This is a genomic window from Bradyrhizobium cosmicum, from assembly GCF_007290395.2.
Lineage (GTDB): Bacteria > Pseudomonadota > Alphaproteobacteria > Rhizobiales > Xanthobacteraceae > Bradyrhizobium > Bradyrhizobium cosmicum.
This window is the reverse complement of sequence record NZ_CP041656.2, coordinates 3,933,832-3,953,798: the sequence shown is the minus strand read 5'-3', so window position 1 is coordinate 3,953,798 and position 19,967 is coordinate 3,933,832. Positions and strand designations below refer to the sequence as shown.

At 65.1% G+C, this 19,967-nt stretch carries 13 protein-coding genes; 10 read left to right on the top strand and 3 right to left on the bottom strand.

The window, feature by feature from the left end:
• Window positions 1-6: 6 nt before the first annotated feature.
• Both FNV92_RS18995 and FNV92_RS18990 read left to right on the top strand, forming a co-directional pair.
• Window positions 7-741, top strand: a complete 735-nt coding sequence (locus FNV92_RS18995) for a glycosyltransferase family 2 protein (protein WP_143845099.1) — start codon at window positions 7-9, stop codon at window positions 739-741.
• On the top strand, window positions 738-1,076 hold the full coding sequence (locus FNV92_RS18990; protein WP_015686226.1) for a lipid-A-disaccharide synthase N-terminal domain-containing protein: 339 nt from the start codon (window positions 738-740) through the stop codon (window positions 1,074-1,076). Before FNV92_RS18995 ends, FNV92_RS18990 begins: the two co-directional genes overlap by 4 nt.
• 10 nt (window positions 1,077-1,086) lie before the next feature.
• Here FNV92_RS18990 and FNV92_RS18985 read toward each other — a convergent pair whose 3' ends face one another.
• Both FNV92_RS18985 and metC read right to left on the bottom strand, forming a co-directional pair.
• On the bottom strand, window positions 1,087-2,778 hold the full coding sequence (locus tag FNV92_RS18985) for a Na/Pi cotransporter family protein (protein WP_015686225.1): 1,692 nt from the start codon (window positions 2,776-2,778) through the stop codon (window positions 1,087-1,089).
• 155 nt (window positions 2,779-2,933) lie between these two features.
• The gene (metC, locus tag FNV92_RS18980; protein ID WP_015686224.1) at window positions 2,934-4,118 is read right to left on the bottom strand and encodes a cystathionine beta-lyase; all 1,185 of its coding nucleotides are present in this window, start codon (window positions 4,116-4,118) and stop codon (window positions 2,934-2,936) included.
• A 393-nt stretch (window positions 4,119-4,511) separates the two neighbouring features.
• Here metC and FNV92_RS18975 point away from each other — a divergent pair, with 393 nt between their 5' ends.
• The 4 genes from FNV92_RS18975 to FNV92_RS18960 are packed head-to-tail and all read left to right on the top strand — an operon-like array spanning window position 4,512 to window position 9,026.
• A complete protein-coding gene (locus FNV92_RS18975) occupies window positions 4,512-5,528 on the top strand; it encodes an amino acid ABC transporter substrate-binding protein (protein ID WP_015686223.1) in 1,017 nt (338 codons plus the stop codon).
• Window positions 5,529-5,554: 26 nt separating this feature from the next.
• Window positions 5,555-6,760, top strand: a complete 1,206-nt coding sequence (locus FNV92_RS18970; RefSeq protein ID WP_143845101.1) for an amino acid ABC transporter permease — start codon at window positions 5,555-5,557, stop codon at window positions 6,758-6,760.
• Entirely contained in the window at window positions 6,757-8,277 is a 1,521-nt protein-coding gene (locus tag FNV92_RS18965) for an amino acid ABC transporter permease (protein WP_143845103.1), read from the top strand. Before FNV92_RS18970 ends, FNV92_RS18965 begins: the two co-directional genes overlap by 4 nt.
• A gap of 11 nt (window positions 8,278-8,288) precedes the next feature.
• Window positions 8,289-9,026 (top strand): amino acid ABC transporter ATP-binding protein, encoded by a 738-nt coding sequence (locus FNV92_RS18960; protein ID WP_015686220.1) that lies wholly within the window; start codon window positions 8,289-8,291, stop codon window positions 9,024-9,026.
• Between the two features lie 17 nt (window positions 9,027-9,043).
• On the opposite strand, the gene FNV92_RS18955 is transcribed toward FNV92_RS18960, so the two are convergent.
• Entirely contained in the window at window positions 9,044-10,078 is a 1,035-nt protein-coding gene (locus FNV92_RS18955) for a cysteine synthase A (protein ID WP_143845105.1), read from the bottom strand.
• Between the two features lie 694 nt (window positions 10,079-10,772).
• Between FNV92_RS18955 and FNV92_RS18950 the strand changes: the two genes are divergently transcribed.
• From FNV92_RS18950 to FNV92_RS18935, 4 genes are read left to right on the top strand one after another with little or no spacing between them, the layout of a single operon-like run.
• Window positions 10,773-12,257, top strand: coding sequence for an efflux transporter outer membrane subunit (locus FNV92_RS18950; RefSeq protein ID WP_143845107.1), 1,485 nt, complete (start codon window positions 10,773-10,775; stop codon window positions 12,255-12,257).
• Entirely contained in the window at window positions 12,247-13,644 is a 1,398-nt protein-coding gene (locus FNV92_RS18945) for an efflux RND transporter periplasmic adaptor subunit (RefSeq protein ID WP_143845108.1), read from the top strand. Before FNV92_RS18950 ends, FNV92_RS18945 begins: the two co-directional genes overlap by 11 nt.
• A 36-nt stretch (window positions 13,645-13,680) precedes the next feature.
• The gene (locus FNV92_RS18940) at window positions 13,681-16,830 is read left to right on the top strand and encodes an efflux RND transporter permease subunit (protein WP_143845110.1); all 3,150 of its coding nucleotides are present in this window, start codon (window positions 13,681-13,683) and stop codon (window positions 16,828-16,830) included.
• Window positions 16,830-19,934: an efflux RND transporter permease subunit gene (locus FNV92_RS18935; protein WP_143845112.1), complete on the top strand. Its 3,105-nt coding sequence runs from the start codon at window positions 16,830-16,832 to the stop codon at window positions 19,932-19,934. Before FNV92_RS18940 ends, FNV92_RS18935 begins: the two co-directional genes overlap by 1 nt.
• Window positions 19,935-19,967 lie beyond the last annotated feature (33 nt).

The following is a 19,967-nucleotide window of genomic DNA, read 5'->3' as shown; positions in this document are numbered from 1 at the left end:
TTCGATTTGTCGTCGTCCCAGCCTTCGGTTTCCATCGTCGTTCCCGTGCGCAACGAAGCCGACAACATTGCGCCCCTGATCGAGGAGATCACGACGGCGCTCGATAGCCGCTGGGCCTATGAGATCATCTACGTCAACGACGGTTCGACCGACGCGACCGGCGAGCGGCTCGCTTCGATCATGACGCAGCGGGACAATCTGCGTCAGCTTCGTCACGCCCGATCGGGGGGCCAGTCGGCGGCGGTGCGCAGCGGCGTGCGCGCGGCGCGCGGTGCGATCGTGGCAACGCTCGACGGCGACGGCCAGAACAATCCGGCCTTCCTGCCGGACCTGATCGCGGCCGTCGAGAAGGGCAGCAACATCGGACTTGCCGCAGGCCAACGGGTCGGCCGCAAGGATACCGGCTTCAAGAAATTCCAGTCGCGCGTGGCGAACAAGGTCCGCAACGCGATTCTGCAGGACGGCACGCGGGACACCGGTTGCGGGCTGAAGGCGTTCCGGCGCGACGTCTTCCTGATGATGCCCTATTTCGACGGGCTGCATCGTTTCCTGCCGGCGCTGGTCCGACGCGAAGGTTTCGACATCGCCTATGTCGATGTGATCGACCGGCCGCGCCGTTCCGGCGTGTCCAATTACGGCTTCTTCGACCGGCTGTGGATCGGGATCATGGATCTCGCCGGCGTCTGGTGGCTGATCCGTCGCAAGAAGCCGACGCCTGAGGTGACCGAGGTGCAGGCATGATCATCCATTACGGCCAGGCTCTGAGTGACTATCTCTACGACGTCTTCGTCGCCAAGTTCGATTTCTGGCTCGCCTTCGGCCTCGTCGCGCAGCTGTTCTTCACCGCGCGCTTCCTGGTGCAGTGGATCGCGAGCGAGCGGGCCGGCAACAGCGTGGTGCCGATGGCGTTCTGGTTCTGCTCCATGGGAGGCGGGCTGATGACGCTGGTCTACGGCGTCGTGAAGCGCGAGCCCGTCATCATTCTCGGGCAGGCGCTTGCGACCATCATCTACATTCGCAACATCATGCTGATCATCAAGAACCGTGGCCGCGCCTCGAAGACGCTGGAGCGGTGATCGAAGGGATTTAGCGCGGCAGCGCTGACGCCGCGCCTGTTGCGGGCAGGGCGGCTGTATCCGTTTCGGGCCTGCGATAGGGCTCGCCCGCAGCGTCCAGCACGGGATAGGCCACCGAGCAGATGTGCGAATGGATGCGGCGCAGGTCGCGCAGCACGTCCAGATGCAACGATGTGGTCTCGAGGGTCTCCGGGCGGCCCTCGCGCAGGCGGTCGAGATGGCGCTCGACGGCGGCGAGTTCGGTGTTCTTCAGCGCCGTCTTCTCCACCAGCAGCTTGCGCGCCTCGTTGGCGTCACCCGACATGAAGACGCCGAAGGCGATCCGCAGCGACTCCATCGTGCGCTTGTGGAAGGCGGCGAGCTCCTCGGCGCCCTCGGCCGAGAACTGGAATCGCCGCTTGATCTTCTTGGTGGCAAGCTCGCTCAAATTCTTGTCGATGATGTCGCCGATATGCTCGAGATTGATGGCGAAGGAGATGATTTCCATGGCGCGCCGGCCTTCGCCTTCGTCGAGGCTGCCGCGCGTCAACTTGGTCAGATAGAGCTTGATGGCCTCGTCGAGACTGTCGACGACATTGTCCATCTTGGAGACCTGGTCGACCAGTGAGCGGTCGCCCGTCATCATCGCCGTCATCACCTTGCGCAGCATGACTTCGACGAGGTCGCCCATGCGCAGCGCCTCGCGGGCGGCGTCGGCGAGCGCCAGCGACGGCGTCTCCAGCGCGCTCTCGTCGAGATAGCGCGGCCGGGCGGGATCGGTTTCCTGCACGCGATCGGGCAGGAGGCGGGTGAGCAGGCGCGACATGGTGTCGAGCAGCCCGATGAAGATGACGGCGGTGCCGACGTTGAAGGCGATGTGGAAAGCCGCAATCATCCTTGCAAGATCGGGCTGCCAGGCATGCATGTGCTCTGCGATCACGCTCAGGAACGGCAGCACGAGGACGATGCCGACCACGCGGTTGATCAGATTGCCGAGCGGCACGCGATAGCTCGCGGGATCGTCGCGCCTGGCGCCCTCGAACACGGGGTTGATGGCACTGCCGAGATTGGCGCCCAGCACCAGTGCCAGCGCCGCGTAAGGCGTGATGAACTGCGAATAGGCCAGCGACATGATCAGCAGCACGCTGGCGACGCTCGAATGCACCGCCCAGGTGATGAGCGCCGCGATCATGATGCACAGAACGGGATCGCCCGTGATCGCCGACATCACGACGCGGACACCGGGCGCGTTCTCGGCCGGCGCCAGCGTGTCGAGCAGGATATGCAGCGACAGCAGCATCAGGCCGAGGCCGATGCAGACGCGGCCGATGTCCTTGATCCGCGAGCGCGGTCCTGAGCGGAAGGCGACGAGCCCGAGCACGAACAGCACGGGTGCGACGGCCGCGATGTTGAACGACAGCACCTGCACGATCAGCGTCGTGCCGACATTGGCGCCCAACATGATAGCGAGCGCGGCAGCGACGCTGACGAGGCCCCCGGCTGCGAAGGAGCTGGTGAGCAGCGCCGTCGCCGTGCTGCTCTGGAGCAGCGCGGTGAGACCGAGGCCGGCGGCGAAGGCGCTGAAGCGGTTGCTGAGCGCCTTGCCAAGCAGCCAACGCAGGTCGGGGCCGAACGCACGCAGAATCCCGCTGTGGACCATGTGCAGGCCCCACAGCAACAGCGCCACGCCGCCCATCAGATCGAGCAGTACCAACGTTCCCATGCTCCGTGTCCGGATTGGAGTCGATTGGTGAGGCTAGCGCCAAATGCTTGAGGTTCAAACCATTTGTTGGCGCGTTGGCGTTAACGTTTGCGCGGGGTGCTCGTTCCCGCGGTGCGCGTTGGCGCGTCCGCAGGCGTGATGCCTTGTGAGCAGGCTCACATTGCCGCTTTGAGGGCAGCGAAGCCGCGATCGAGATCGGCCTTGAGGTCGTCGGTGTTCTCGAGTCCGATGTGCAGACGCAGAGTCGGGCCGCCCGGCGCCCACTTGGTCGCGGTGCGATAGTCGTTGCAGTCGAAGGGGATTGCGAGGCTTTCGAAGCCGCCCCAGGAGAAACCCATGCCGAACAGCTTGAGCGTGTTGAGCATGGTGTCGACGGCTGTCTGCGGCGCCGGCTTCAGCACGATGCTGAACAGGCCGGAGGCGCCGGTGAAATCGCGCTTCCAGATCGCGTGGCCGGGATCCGTCTCCAGCGCGGGATGCAGCACGCGCGCGACCTCTGGACGGCTCGCGAGCCAGCGCGCCATGTCGAGACCGGAACGATGATGCTGCGCCAGGCGCACAGACAGCGTGCGCAAGCCGCGCAGCGCGAGGAAGACGTCGTCGGGGCCGGCGCAGACGCCGAGCAGGCGAATGCCTTCGGCGATCTGCGGCCAGGCCCTGGCGTTTGCCGAGATGGTGCCGAACATGATGTCGGAGTGGCCGCCGATATATTTGGTGGCGGCCTGCATGCTGATGTCGACGCCCTGCTCGAGCGAGCGATGGAAGAGCGGTGTCGCCCAGGTGTTGTCGTCGATGACGAGCGCGCCGCGCGCATGCGCGACTTCGACGATGGCGCGGATGTCCGGCATCTCGAACGACTGAGAGCCCGGCGCCTCGACCAGGACCGCGCGCGTGTTCGGCTTCAATAATTTGTCGATGCCGGCGCCGATCAGCGGATCGAAATAGCTGGTCTCGATGCCGAGACGCGCGAGCATGCCGTTGCAGAAATTGCGGGTGGGGCGATAGACGTTGTCGCAGACCAGCACGTGGTCGCCGGTCTTCAGCACCGAGAGCAGCGTGGTGGAGATCGCAGACAGTCCAGACGGCACGATGCCGACGCCGGCACATTGCGGCCCCTCCAGCGCCATCAGCGTCTCCTGGAACGCCTTGGTGGTGGGGGAACCGTGGCGGCCATAGGTGAACTCGCCGCGATGCGCGTGCAGGTCCTCGGCGGTCGGATAGAGCACGGTCGAGCCGTGGAACACGGGCGGATTGACGAACCCCTTCTGCGCCTTGGTGTCGCGGCCGGAGGTGACCAGCCGGGTCTCGGCCTGCTGCTGGGAGGGGTGCGAGGAATCCATGCGTCTGCTTTCAAAACCGCGTTTCCGCGGGGCGCGCGAGGCGCCCTGCGGGCCGGCCGGTGGCCGCTGCCGTTAATAACAGAACACAGAAGAGTCCCGTCAACCCCTTGACCCGGCTCGCCAGTCGTTCTGTGATGCGCAGGTGCTATTCAGTCGCCGCATGTTGAGGGGCAGCCGCGACCTTCGATCCATCGTCTGACCGGACCTTGCGCCACAGCCATCAGTGCGGGCGCCAGCGGCGGGGATTAGGTTATGGCCTCTCGGGATGGGCGAGTGTTCGGCAAGGTTTCCAGCACGACTCTTGCAAGGCTAACCCCGGTATGGATAGCCCTGGCAGAGACGATCCTGAGACAACGTTCCTACCTTGAGACGACTTTGAAAGGCCTTCAGCCCATGAAACGCGTAACCCTGGCTCTCACTCTCGCTCTCGCCGCCGGCCTGACAGCCCAAGCCGCCGATGCCCAAACGCTCAAGACCGTCAAGGACCGGGGCATGCTGTCCTGCGGCGTCAGCCAGGGCCTGCCGGGCTTCTCATCGCCCGACGACAAGGGCAACTGGACCGGCCTCGACGTCGACGTCTGCCGCGCCATCGCCGCCGCTATCTTCAACGATCCGACCAAGGTCAAGTTCGTGCCTCTGTCGGCCAAGGATCGCTTCACGGCTCTGCAATCCGGCGAAGTCGACGTGCTTTCGCGCAACACCACCTGGACCATCTCGCGCGACACCTCGCTCGGCGCCAATTTCACCGGCGTGACCTATTACGACGGGCAGGGCTTCATGGTGAAGAAGTCGCTCAAGGTGAATTCGGCGCTCGAACTCAACAGCGCCTCGGTCTGCGTGCAGACCGGTACCACCACCGAGCAGAATCTCGCCGACTACTTCAAGGCCAACAACATGAAGTACGAGGTGATCGCGTTCGGCACCAACGACGAAACCGTCAAGGCCTATGAAGCCGGCCGCTGCGATGTCTTCACCACCGACCAGTCGGGCCTGTACGCCAACCGTCTGAAGCTTGCCAATCCCGGTGACCACATGGTGCTCCCGGAAATCATCTCGAAGGAGCCACTCGGCCCGATGGTCCGGCACGGCGACGACCAGTGGTTCGACATCGTGAAATGGTCGCTGTTCGCACTGATCACCACCGAAGAGCTCGGCGTGACCTCGAAGAACGTCGACGAGAAGGCGAAACTGGAAAATCCCGAGCTGAAGCGCGTGCTCGGCAGCGACGGCAATTTCGGCGAACAGCTCGGCCTGACCAAGGACTGGGTGGTGCGGATCACCAAGGCGGTCGGCAATTACGGCGAGGTGTTCGATCGCAACGTCGGCGCCGGCTCGCCGCTCGCCATCAGCCGCGGTCTCAACAACCTCTGGAACAAGGGCGGTCTTCAGTACGCGCCGCCGATCCGCTGACCTCGCCTGAACCGCTGACAGCGGCGATGAGCACCGAGGTTCGAAAACCGCCGGCCCAGATCGCGCTGAAGATCAGGCGCATTCTGGGCGGCAAGACTGGCTGGAACGGCGTCGCCGTCCAGTTTGCCTTCGCGGCGGTTTTGGGCTGGATCGGCTATGAGATCGTCTCCAATACCCGCGCCAATCTCGAGAACCAGCACATCGCCGCCGGCTTCGGCTTCCTGCAGAATAACGCCGGCTTCGACGTCAACCAGACCCTGATCTCCTACACCGGCTCGGACACGTTCATGCGCGTGTTCGTGGTCGGACTTCTCAATACCCTCGTGGTCTCGGTGGTGGGTATCGTCTTCGCCACATTGATCGGATTCATCGTCGCGCTGTGCCGGCTGTCGCCCAACTGGCTGCTGTCGCGCATCGGCGAGCTCTATGTCGAGGTGATCCGCAACCTGCCGGTGCTGTTCCAGATCCTGTTCTGGTACCTCGCAGTGCTCGCGGCCCTGCCAAATCCGCGGCAGAGCATTTCGCTGCTCGGCATCGCCTTCGTCAGCAATCGCGGTCTCGTCGTTCCGCGCCCGATCGGCGAGGGCGGCTTCGAGCCGTTCCTGGCGATGCTGGTCCTCGGCATCGTGGCGTCATTGGTTCTGCGCTTCTACGCGCGGCGAGCGTTGTTTCAGCGCGGCCAGATGATCCGGATCTGGCCCTATGTGCTGGGCCTGCTGTTCGGGTTGCCGCTGGCGAGCATCTTGATATTCGGTCCGCCCTTCACCTTCGAGCTGCCGCAGCTCAAAGGCTTCAACTTCGCCGGCGGCTCGCGCATCATCCCCGAGTTCGTGGCGCTGACGCTGGCGCTGTCGACCTATACCGCCGCCTTCATCGCCGAGATCGTGCGCGCCGGCATCCTGTCCGTGCACAGTGGGCAGATGGAGGCGGGCTCGTCGCTTGGCCTCAGCCGCGGCACCACGCTCCGGCTGATCGTCGTGCCGCAGGCGATGCGGGTCATCGTGCCGCCGCTGACCAACCAATATCTCAACCTCACCAAGAATTCCTCGCTGGCGGTGGCGATCGGCTATCCGGATCTCGTCTCGGTCTTCGCCGGCACCTCGCTGAGCCAGACCGGGCAGGCGATCGAGATCATCGCCATGACGATGGGCGTCTATCTCTTGATCTCGTTGCTCACAAGCGCTGTCATGAGTGTCTACGGTTGGCGCCTCGGCCGGAGTCTCGGCGCATGAGCGATATCACCTCGTCCGCCTACGTCCGTCAGGACCTGCTCACCGAACGCCCCGCGCCGGTCAAGACCACGGGCTTCATCGGTCTCGTGCGCACGCGCCTGTTCAACTCGCCGACCAACATCCTGCTCACGATCGTCGGCGCCTTGCTGCTCTGGTTCACCATCATTCCTGCCGTGAAGTTCCTGATGGTCGATGCGGTCTGGACCGGCAAGGATCGTACCGCGTGCCTGACCGAGAATGCCGGGTTCGCGGTCGGCGCCTGCTGGCCTTACATTCAAGCCAAGCTGCCGCAGCTGATCTACGGCTTCTATCCCGAGGCGGAACGCTGGCGGGTCAACCTCACGCTGGCGCTGTCTGTGGTTCTGCTGGTGCCGCTGCTGATTCCTCGGCTGCCGTCGAAGGGGCTCAACGCCGGCCTGTTCTTCTTCGCCTTTCCGGTGGTCGCCTTCTTCCTGCTGCACGGCGGCGGCATCAAGGGCTTTGGCCTGAGCTGGACGGCCGGCCTGCTGCAATTGTTCGACGACAGCATCATCGGCGCCGGGCAGGTGCTGCTCAGCCTCAGCAAGACCTCGGCCATGGCGCCGCTGCTATGGGTCGTCGGCAACCTCATCGTGCTGGTCGGCATCGCGATTTCCTGGCTGATCTTTCCGCTGGTCTGGCTGCGTGACCAGATCCAGGGCGCCGGCCAGCCGGTCTGGACCGATGTCGCCATCACGACCGTGGTCGTCTCGCTGATCGCCTTCGGGCTCGGCGGCGGCGTTCGCACGGGCTGGCGCGCGCTCGCATCGAGCATCGCCGGCTTCGTCGCCATCGCGGTCGTGATCAAGCTGATGGGGCTCGATCAGGGCGGACTGCCGGTCGTCACCACGAATTTGTGGGGCGGCCTCCTGGTGACGCTGGTGGTCTCCGTCACGGGCATCGTCACCTCGCTGCCGATCGGCATCGCATTGGCGCTCGGCCGCCGTTCCACCATTCCGCTGATCCGGATCTTCTCGATCGCCTTCATCGAGTTCTGGCGTGGCGTGCCGCTGATCACCGTGCTGTTCTTCGCGACCTACATGCTGCCGCTGTTCCTGCCGGGCAATTTCACCGTCGACGGTCTCGTCCGCGCGCTGATAGGCATCGCGCTGTTCACCGGCGCCTATCAGGCCGAGAACGTGCGCGGCGGCCTTGCCGCAATCCCGCGCGGGCAGGGCGAGGCGGCCGCGGCGCTCGGCCTGTCGTGGTGGAAGACGACCTCGCTGATCGTGCTGCCGCAGGCCTTGCGCCATGTCATTCCGAACCTCGTCAACAGCTTCATCTCGCTGTTCAAGGATACGTCGCTGGTGTCGATCGTGGCGCTGTTCGACCTGCTCGGCTCGCTCCGGGCATCGTTCTCGGACCCGAAATGGTCGACGCCGTCCACGGCGTTCACCGGCTTTGCCTTTGCCGGCATCATCTACTTCATCTTCTGCTTTGGAATGTCGCGCTACTCGCTCTTCGTCGAGCATCGCCTCAACGCTCACCGTCGCAACTGATCGAGCTCACCATGTCCGACCCCATCGTCAAGATTTCCGGCCTCAACAAATGGTACGGCGAGTTTCACGTGCTGCGCGACATCGACCTCGAGGTCCGCAAGGGCGAGCGCATCGTGATCTGCGGCCCCTCGGGTTCGGGCAAGTCGACCCTGATCCGCTGCATCAACGCGCTGGAGGAATTCCAGGAGGGCGAGATCGTCGTCGACGGCATCGCGCTCGGGCCGAACCTCAAGCATGTCGATGCGGTGCGCCGCGAAGTCGGCATGGTGTTCCAGAGCTTCAACCTATTCCCGCATCTGACGGTGCTGGACAATTGCACGCTGGCGCCGATCTGGGTGCGCAACATCCCCAAGAAGGACGCCGAAGCGACCGCGATGAAATTCCTGGAGCGGGTCAAGATCCCGCATCAGGCCAACAAGTTTCCAGGGCAGATGTCCGGCGGCCAGCAGCAGCGCGTCGCGATCGCGCGCGCGCTGACCATGAACCCGAAGGTGATGCTGTTCGACGAGCCGACCTCGGCGCTCGATCCTGAAATGGTCAAGGAAGTGCTGGACACCATGGTCGATCTCGCCGAGGAGGGCATGACCATGCTGGTCGTGACCCACGAGATGGGTTTTGCCCGCGAGGTCGCCAACCGCGTCGTGTTCATGGATGCTGGCCAGATCATCGAGGCCAACAAGCCGAACGAATTCTTCGCTAGCCCCCAGCACGCACGGACGAAGCTGTTTTTGAGCCAGATCCTGCGATGATCGCGTAGGGGCTGGGCCTAGACGAACGGCAGCTTGATGTTGCTGCGCTTCTCCAGCCACTCCGGCACGGGCAGGTTCTTGGCGCGCATGAAGTCGGCGTTGAACAGCTTCGACTGATAGCGGCTGCCGGAATCGCATAGGATGGTCACGATCGTCTTGCCGGGCCCGAGCTGTTTGGCCAGCCGCATCGCGCCGGCGATGTTGATGCCGCTGGAGCCGCCGAGGCACAGGCCTTCGTGCTGGAGCAGTTCGTAAATCACAGTGACGGCGTCGGTGTCGGGAACGAGATAGGCATCGTCCACCTTGGCGGACTCGACGATTGCGGTCGCGCGGCCAAGGCCAATGCCTTCCGTGATCGAGCCGCCCGGCGTCGCCTTGGGGTCGCCGGTCCTGAAATATTCGTACATGCCCGCGCCATGCGGATCGGCGCAGGCGATGCGAACGTCCTGTTTCTTCTCCTTCAGATAGCGGCTGATGCCGGCGAGCGTGCCGCCGCTGCCCACCGAGCAGACGAAGCCATCGACCTTGCCGCCGGTCTGCTCCCAGATTTCGGGGCCCGTCGACTCGTAATGCGCCTTGGCATTGTCGAGATTGTTCCACTGGTCGGCGAACAGCACGCCGTTCGGCTCGGTCTTGCGCAGCTCGTCGGCGAGCCTGCGGCCGACATGCTGGTAGTTGTTCGGGTTGGAATAGGGCAGCGCCGGCGATTCCAGCAGCTCGGCGCCGCACAGCTTCAGGAAGTCCTTCTTCTCCTGGCTTTGCGTCTCCGGGATCACGATTAGCGTGCGGTAGCCGCGGGCGCTCGCCACGACAGCAAGGCCAATGCCGGTATTGCCGGCGGTCGATTCCACCACGAGACCGCCCGGCTTGAGCTCGCCGCGCTTCTCGGCCTCCAGGATCATCCATTTGCCGGCGCGGTCCTTGACCGACTGGCCGGGATTCATGAACTCGGCCTTGCCCAGAATGGTGCATCCGGTCAGTTCGGAGGCGCGCTTCAGCTTGATCAGCGGGGTGTTGCCGATGGCTTCGACAACGTCGTTCTTGATGATCATGTCAGGGGGAATTCACTGGCAAGGGGTTGATCAGGTTGGCCAGAACCTAGTGCTTGGAAACCAAAAGGGGAAGGCTTTTGCGCTGCGGCGAAACAGGGCCAAGCGCCGCCAAGGCAACGATATTCCGGGAAGGAGATTGTCGATGCCGAGGCGCAGCGGCGAGACGAGAAGGATCTGGCTGATTGCCGATAGGATATGGAAGATAACTATCGCCACGAGCGATCCCGGGGAGCAATCTTCACCTTGGCGAGCCGTGCCGATGGCGCGCGGACAAGGAAGTTCCTGCCAACGCGACGGATGCGTCTTCGCCGCCGGCAATTGACGACCTCGTGAGAAGGGCGCTGCCAGGCTTTGAGGCCCGGGCGAAGTCGCCCGGACTGCTGCCGCTGACCGGTGTGGCGGCAATATCACATGAAATCTTGGTAAGATTGAATGCCACCGCAGACGGCACGGGAATGCAAGAAAGCACTGCAGCACAGGACGATTTTGTCTTTGTGTGATCCTGGCACCGACGCGTTCTTATGTGCGTTTCGCAGGTGCGGGACTGTCATGGTGTTCCGCGCCCGGCTAGGATGGATCGCAAGGTTCCGCAGAAAGCATCACCTTTGAACGAGTTGCAGAAGGCCCACCGACTGTCCCGCCGCGAATCGGTTAATCCGGCTGCGCGGCGGCGGCTTGATCTGCCCGGCGGAGGGTGGAAGTGACACAGCGAGTTCCGGCGATCGCCACGCGGCGGTCTGTTGGCTCTGCGTCCTGGACGCGGCATGCGGTGCGCTGGCTTGGCGCGCTGTGCCTTGCCGCCAGCTCGGGTGCCTGCGTGCTGACCCAGGATCTGCCGGATCCCGCGCTGGATGTCCCCGCGCAGTACAAATACGCCGGCAAGGCGGACGCGCCGCCGACGCTGGATTGGTGGCGCGGCTTTCGCTCACCAGAACTGACGCAACTGATGGAAGAGGCGCAGACCGTCAACCTCGATATCGCCGCCGCCGTCGCGCGCATCGTCCAGGCCGACGCCCAGGCCCGGCAGGCCGGCGCGGCGCTGCTGCCGAGCCTGTCCGGGACGGGGCAGGAGGCCTATTCGCGCACCTCCGGCTCTTCCGCATCGGGGTTGACCAACGGCGGCCGTGAGGTCGTCAACTATCAGGCTTCGCTCAGCGCCAGCTACCAGCTCGACTTCTGGGGGCAGAACCGGGATGCGCTGCAGACGGCAGAAGAGACCGCCAATGCCAACCGCTTCGATCGCGACGTCGTCGCGCTGACGACGCTCTCCGCCGTCGCCAACGCCTATTTCCAGGTGCTGGCCTCGCAGGATCGCATCAGGACCTCACAGCGCAACATCGCGAGCGCCCAGCGTATCCTCGATGCCGTCCGCGAACGCCGCAAGGCCGGCACCGGCACTGACCTCGACGTCGCCCAGCAGGAGAGCGTGCTCGCCAACCAGAAGGCGCTGGTGCCGCCACTGCGCCAGACGCTCGACCAGAACGTCAACGCGCTCGCCGTGCTGGTGTCGCGGCCGCCGGAGAGAGTGCGGGTGCTCGGCGGTTCGCTGAACGCGATCGCCATTCCGCGCGTGACGCCGGGCCTGCCGTCGGAGATCCTGACGCAGCGGCCGGATATCCGCCGGCAGGAGGCGCAGCTCGCTTCCGCCACGGCGAACATCGGCAATGCCCGCGCGCAGTTCTTCCCGACCATCCAGCTCACCGGCAATGGCGGCTATCAGAGTTCGGCGCTGGTCTCGTTGTTCCAGCCGCATGCGGCGTTCTTCCAGCTCGTCGGCAGCGCGACGCAGCCGATCTTTGACGGCGGCAAGATCCTCGGCAATTTCGAATTCGCCAAGGCGCGGCAGGACGAGTTGCTGCAGACCTACCGCAAGACCATCATCCAGTCCTTTGCCGACGTCGACAACGCGCTGTTCTCGATCAAGCAGACCACGATCAAGCTTCAATTGCAGCGCGATGTCGTCACCGCCTCGCGGCGTGCATTCGATCTTGCCGAGCAGCAATTGCGCGCCGGCACAGCCGACATCGTGACCGTGCTCAACACCCAACTGACCCTGTTCCAAGCGGAAGACGCGCTGTCGCAGGCCCAACTCGCGCGGCTTCTCGCCATCGTCAGCCTGTACCAGGCGCTCGGTGGCGGCTGGGAGCCGCGCATGGAGAAACCGGTCAATGCTCTTTAAGCCGGATGGCAAGGATGATGCGAAGCAGGGAGGCGCGAAGAGGTCGCGCGGCCGCGGCTTCGTCATGACCCTGATTGCGCTCGCGATCCTCGGCGGCCTCGGCTATTACGGCTGGACCGTCTGGCATCAGCAGCCGCAGCAGGCGAACGGCCGCAACCAGCGGCCCGATCTGCCGGTCCCGGTGCTGGCGGCGACGCCGCGCATCCAGGACGTGCCTGTCTATCTCGACGGCGTCGGCGCGATCCGCGCGCTCAACACCGTCACCGTGCGCTCGCAGGTCGACGGCAAGCTGATTGCCGTGAAATTCACCGAAGGCCAGGACGTCCAGAAGGGCGACGTGCTCGGCGAGATCGATCCCGCGCTCTACCAGGCGACGTACGACCAGGCCGTCGCCAAGAAGGCGCAGGACGAGGCCCAGCTCGCCAACCAGCGTATCGATCTCACCCGCTACGAGCAGCTCGCTGCCTCCAACGCCGGTTCCAAGCAGCAGGCCGACACGCAGCGCGCGCTGGTCGCGCAGACCGCGGCGCTGGTCAAGGCCGATCAGGCCTCGATCGACAACGCGGCGGCGACGCTGAGCTACACCAAGATCGTGGCGCCGATCTCCGGCCGCGCCGGCCTGCGCCAGGTCGACCAGGGCAACATCATCCACGCCTCGGACACCACGGGCCTCGTGGTGATCACGCAGTTGCAGCCGATCGCGGTGTGGTTCAGTCTGCCGCAGCAGCAGATCATGCGCGTCAACGCCGCAGCGTCGAAAGGCGCTCTCGCCGTCGATGTGTTCGGCAATGACGGCATCACGGTGATCGACACCGGCAAGCTCACCGGCATCGACAACCAGGTCGACCAGACCACGGGCACGCTCAAGCTCAAGGCCGAGCTCCCCAACGCCAATTACCAGCTCTGGCCGGGCCAGTTCGTCAATGTCCGCCTCAAGGTCGAGACCCTGATGCAGGCGCTGGTGGTGCCGACATCGGCGGTGCAGCGCGGACCGATCGGCACCTTCAGTTATGTCATCGGCGAGGGCGACATCGTCTCCGCCAAGCCTGTGACGGTGACGCAGCAGAACGAGCACGATGCGGTCATCGCCAGTGGCCTGTCGGCGAACGACAGGGTCGTGACCACGGGCTTCGCCAATCTGTCGGACGGCTCCAAGGTCGTCATTGGCCGCGACGACCAGACCCCGTCGGCCGACCTTGCGCCGCGCAAGCGCACGCGCGGTCCGGACGGTCAGAAGAAGGACGGTCAGGCCAAGGACGGTCAAAAGGACGGCGAGTTCCGCGCGAAGCGAAACAGCAGCGAAGGCGACCAGAAGGGGCAGACCGGGCCGGCACCGGGACCTGCACCAAGTCCTGGGGCACCGGGATCTGGAGCCAAGCAGCCATGATCCCGACAACGGCCGCCTGAGCGGCAGGCGAAACTCATGGGCGTCTCCGAACCCTTCATCCGCCGCCCGATCGCGACCTCGCTGCTCGGCATCGCGCTTCTGATCGGCGGCGCGCTCGGCTATTTCTCGCTGCCGGTCTCCGCGCTGCCGCAGGTCGATTTCCCGACCGTGCAGGTGACGACGCAGCTTCCAGGCGCGAGCCCCGACGTGATCGCCTCGTTGATCACCGCGCCGCTGGAGCGGCAGCTTGGGCAGATCCCATCGCTGTCGGCGATGAACTCGACGAGCTCGTTCGGCGTCAGCCAGATCTCCCTGCAGTTCGACCTCAATCGCGACATCGACGGCGCGACCCAGGACGTTCAGGCCGCGATCAATGCGGCCGCCGGCGTGCTGCCCAAGACGCTGCCTTATCCGCCGACCTACGCCAAGGTGAACCCGGCCGACGCGCCGGTGATGACGCTGGCGCTACGCTCCGACACGATCTCGCTGCGGGCGATGAGCGACATCGCCGATACGCTGCTGGCGCAGCGGCTGAGCCAGATCTCCGGGGTGGGGCGGGTCTCCGTGCTCGGCGGGCTGAAGCCGGCCGTCCGCATCCAGGCGGATCTCGCGCGGCTGGCTGCCTACGGCATTGCCATGGAGGATTTGCGCACTGCCATCGCCAATGCCAACGTTTCCGGGCCGAAGGGCTCGCTCGACGGCGCGCAGCAGGCCTACATCATCGCGGCCAACGACCAGATCGCCGCCGCCGACGCCTACAAGCCTGTTATCATCGCCTACCGCAACGGCTCGCCGGTGACGATCGCCGACGTCGCGCAGATCGTCGACGGACTCGAGAACGACCGCACCGGCGGCTGGTACCAGGGCACGCCGGCCGTCATCATCGACATCCAGCGCCAACCCGGCGCCAATGTCATCGACGTCGTCAGCCAGATCCGCGCCGAGATCCCGAAGGTCCAGCGCGCCATTCCGGCCGGCGTCAACCTCACCATCGTCTCCGACCGCACCGTCACCATCCGTGCCTCGGTCCACGACGTGCAGTTCACGCTGATTCTCAGCGTCGTGCTGGTGACGCTGGTGGTGCTGCTGTTCCTGCGCTCGCTGCGGGCCACGCTGATCGCCGGCGTGGCGCTGCCACTGTCGCTGATCACGAGCTTCGGCATCATGTATTTCGCCGGCTTCAGCCTCGACAATCTGTCGCTGATGGCACTCACCATCGGCACCGGCTTCGTCGTCGACGACGCCATCGTCATGATCGAGAACATCGTCCGTCACATGGAGAACGGCGACAGCGCGATGGAGGCCTCGCTGAAGGGCGCCAGCGAGATCGGCTTCACCGTGATCTCGCTGACGGTGTCGCTGATCGCGGTCTTCATCCCGCTCCTGTTCATGTCGGGCCTCGTCGGGCGCATGTTTCGCGAATTCGCGCTGACGCTGACCATTGCGGTCGTGACCTCGGCCGTGGTCTCGCTGACGCTGACGCCGATGATGTGCTCGCGTCTGCTCAAGCACGCGCATGAGGAATTCGCGGTGCCGGGATTGGCGGCCGTCAGCCGCTTCATCGACCGCACCGTCGAATTCTACCACCGGACGCTGTTGTGGGTGCTGGAACGCCAGCGCGCCACGCTGCTCGTGACCTTTGCCACGCTGGTCGCAACCCTCGTTCTCTACGTCGTCGCGCCAAAAGGCTTTCTGCCGCTCCAGGACACCGCCTCGATCACGGCGGTGACGGAGGCGGGGCCCGACGTGTCGTTTGCGGAGATGCAGAAGAGGCAGACCGAGGTCGCCGATGCCATCAAGGCCGATCCTGATGTGACCGGCGTGGTGTCGGTGATCGGGGCGGGCTCGGTCAACCCGACCACCAATGTCGGCCGGCTCGTCATGTCGCTGAAGCCGCGCGGCGAGCGGCGCGACGATGTCAGCGCGGTCGTGATCCGGCTGAAGGAGCGGGTATCCGGCATCCCCGGCATGACCGTCTACTTCCAGCCGGTGCAGGACGTGCAGATCTCGACCCAGTCGAGCCGCTCGCAATACCAGTACACGCTGACCGGAACGGATGCGGCCCTGGTTTCGGAATGGGCGCGCAAGCTGGTGGCGGAGATGCGGCGCGATCCCCTGTTCCGCGACGTCTCCTCGGAGGCGCAGGAAGGCGGCCTGCGCGCGCAGCTCGATGTCGACCGCACCCGCGCCGGACAGCTCGGCGTCAGCCTGCAGGCCATCACCGACACGCTGAACGACGCCTTCGCGCAGCGTCAGATTTCGACCATCTACGGCCAGGCCAACCAGTACCGCGTGGTGCTGGAGGCGCTGCCGATGTACCAGCGCGATCCCTCTATCCTGTCCAAATTGTATCTGCCGGGTGGTGCGAGCACCACCGCCGGCACGCCGAACGCGCAGGTGCCACTGTCGGCCGTGGCGACGCTGAAGCGCACCACCGCGCCACTGGCGATCTCGCACCAGGCGCAATTCCCCGCGATCTCGCTCAGCTTCAACCTGGCGCCGGGCGCAGCCCTCGGCGACGCCGTCGAGGCGGTCAAGACCATCGAAACCCGTATCGAGATGCCCAACAGCATCCTCGGCGTCTATTCCGGCGACGCTGCCGAATTCGCCAAGGCACTTGCGGGACAGCCCTGGCTGCTGCTCGCCGCCGTGATCACGATCTACATCGTGCTCGGCGTGCTCTATGAGAGCTACATCCACCCGATCACGATCCTCTCGACGCTGCCCTCCGCCGGCGTCGGCGCCATCCTGGCGCTGATGCTGTGCGGGCAGGATCTCTCGGTGATCGGCCTGATCGGCATCATCCTGCTGATGGGCATCGTCAAGAAGAATGCGATCATGATGATCGACTTCGCGCTGGAAGCCGAGCGCGGGAAGGGCATGTCGCCGCAGGAGGCCATCGTGCAGGCCTGCCTCTTGCGCTTCCGCCCGATCATGATGACGACCCTGGCCGCGCTGTTCGGCGCGCTGCCGCTGGCGATCGAAAGCGGCACCGGTGCCGAGCTGCGCTTTCCGCTCGGCATCTCCATCATCGGCGGCCTGTTGCTGAGCCAGTTGCTGACGCTCTACACGACGCCCGTGATCTACCTCGCGCTCGACCGCATCAACCGCCGCCTCGAGCGCGCGCTGCCGCCGGTCGAGCCCGGAGGCCCGCCGGTCGCCGGCGCCACCGAGGGGATGCAGTGATGGCATCGATCTCGGAGCCCTTCATCCGCAGGCCGGTGGCGACCACGCTGCTGTCGATCGGGTTGTTCCTGCTGGGTGTCGTGGCCTACGATTTCCTTCCCGTCGCCTCGGTCCCGAACGTCGATTTTCCCGCCATCTTCGTCTCGGCCAGCCGGCCGGGCGCCGATCCGTCCGTGATGGCGGCGACCGTGGCTTCTCCGTTGGAGCGGCGGCTGGGCGAGATCTCGGGCATCAACCAGATCACCTCGACTTCGTCGCTGGGCACGACCAATATCCAGCTCCAGTTCGACATCGGCCGCAACATCGACAAGGCCGCGCGCGACGTGCAGGCCGCGATCAACGCATCGCTGGTCGACCTGCCAAGCGACCTGCCGGCGCTGCCGCGCTTCCGCAAGGCCAACACCGCCGGTGCGCCCGTCTTCGTATTGGCGCTGACCTCGAAGACCCTTGCTGCGAGCGCGATCTACGATGTCGCCGACACCGTGCTGGCCCAGCGCATCTCCCAGGTCCCCGGCGTCGGCAACGTGACGATCAGCGGCGCGGACCAGCCGGCGGTGCGGATTCAGCTCAATCCTGTGGCGCTGTCGAACGCCGGCATTGCCACCGACGACGTCCGGACTGCCATCATCAACGCCAATCCGCTCGGCCCCGTCGGCATCTTCAACGGCGGGCGCCAGAGTGAGACGCTGTCGCTGAACAAGCAGATGCGCACGGCCAAGGAATTCCGGGACATCATCATCAAGAGCGCGAACGGCAGTTTCTTGCGGCTGTCCGACGTCGCCGAGATCGAGGATGGCGTCCGCAATGCCCGTTCGATCGCGTGGTTCAACAAGCAGCCGGCAGTGCTGATCCAGATCACAAAGCAGGGCGACGCCAACGTCATCGATACCGTCGACCGGGTGAAGGCGCTGATCCCCGAGCTGAAGCAGTGGATTCCGGCCGGCGTGGACGTCTCCACCCTGGTCGACCGCACCAGCACGATCCGCGCCAGCGTGATGGACATGCAGTGGACGCTGCTCGCCACCGCCATCCTGGTGATGGTCGTCGTGTTCGTGTTCCTGCGGCGGCTCACGCCGACGATCGCGGCGGGCATCTCGGTGCCGCTGGCCCTGGCCGGCACCTGCGCCGGCATGTGGGTCGCAGGCTTCTCGATCGACAATCTGTCGCTGATGGCGCTGGCGATCTCGGTCGGTTTCGTGGTCGACGACGCCATCGTCATGATCGAGAACATGTACCGCAATCTCGAGCACGGCATGCGGCCGTTCCAGGCGGCGGTCGAGGGGGCCCGGCAGATCGGCTTCACCGTGGTCTCGATCAGCCTGTCGCTGATCGCGGCGTTCACGCCGTTGATCTTCATGGACGGCATTGTCGGCCGTCTGCTGCGCGAGTTTTCGCTGACGCTGACCTTCGCGATCGTGGTGTCGACGCTGGTGTCGCTGACGGTGACGCCGATGATCTGTGCCCATTACATCCGGCAAACCACGTCCGGCACGGCGACGCTGTTCGATCGCATCATCGAGGGCTCGCTGTCGCGAATCGTCGCATTCTATGCCCGCACCCTGCATAGCGTGCTGGATTTCCCGCTGCTGACGCTGCTGGTGTTCTTCGCCACGATCGGGCTGACGGTGATGCTCTACATCAAGGTGCCCAAGGGCTATTTTCCGACCGACGATTCCGGCTTCGTCATCGGCGCGACGCGCGCCTCCGCGGACATCTCGTTCCAGTCCATGCTCAGCCTTCAGCAGCGGCTCGCCGACATCGTCATGCAGGATCCGGCGGTGGCCGGCATCGGCTCGACGGTCGGCGGCGGAGGCGGGCCGGGCGGCGCGACCTCGAACCGCGGCACTATGTTCATCAGCCTGAAACCACCGGAGGAGCGCGATCACGTTTCGACGCAGGTCGTGATCGATCGCCTGCGGCGCGCACTGTTCCCGGTGCCCGGCATCCGCCTTTTCATGTTTGCCGCCCAGGATGTGCGCGCCGGCGGTCGGCAGAGCGATTCCGACTACCAGTACACGCTGTCCAGCACCGACCTTGGCCTGCTCCAGAAGTGGGCTCCGATCGTGGCCAAGCGCATGGAAAGCGTCGAGGGCATCACCGACGTCTCCAGCGATCGAGATCCCGGCGGACTTCAGCTGACCTTGTCCATCGACCGCCAGAAGGCCTCGGCGCTCGGTGTCCGCGTCCAGGACATCGACAATGCGCTGAACAACGCGTTCTCGCAGCGTCAGATCTCGATCATCTACACCCAGCGCAACCAGTACATGACGGTGCTGGAGATCGACCCGAAATTCCAGGTCGATCCCTCCAATCTCGACCGCATCTATGTCGCCGGGGCGGGCGACGTGCAGGTGCCGCTGTCGGCCGTGGTGCGTGTGACGCGCGGGCTTGCCGCGCTCGCGGTCTATCATTCGCAGTCGTTCCCCTCGACCACTGTGTCGTTCAACCTGCTGCCGGACGTGCCGCTCCAGACCGCGACCCAGAATGTGCAGCGCGCGGTGGAGGAATTGCACATGCCCGAGGGCATCCGTGGCAGTTTTGACGGCAATGCCGGCGATTTCGCCAAGACCAGCGGCCGCCAGCCGCTGCTGATCCTCGGCGCGCTGGTGGCGATGTATATCGTGCTCGGCGTGCTCTATGAGAGCCTCGCCCATCCGCTTACGATCATCTCGACGCTGCCATCAGCCGGCCTCGGCGCGCTGCTGGCGCTGCAGATCACCAACACGCCGCTGACGGTGATCGCCTTCGTCGGCATCATCCTCTTGATCGGCATCGTCAAGAAGAACGGCATCATGATGGTCGACTTCGCGCTCGATGCCGAGCGCCAGCGCGGCCTGTCCTCGGCGGAGGCGATCTTCGAGGCCTGCCAGGCGCGCTTCCGCCCGATCCTGATGACGACCATGGCGGCGTTGTTCGCGGGCATCCCGCTGGTGATTGCGACCGGCCCCGGCACGGAGCTGCGCCGGCCGCTCGGCATCACCATCATCGGCGGCCTGTTCGTCTCGCAGATCCTGACGCTCTACACCACGCCCGTGATCTATCTCCTGATCGACCGGCTGCGCCGCCGCTCCGAGCCCCGGCCGCTCGCCGCGCCGGCGGAATAGGTTGTTGAACCGCCGTCCAAAGCGTATAGCGGC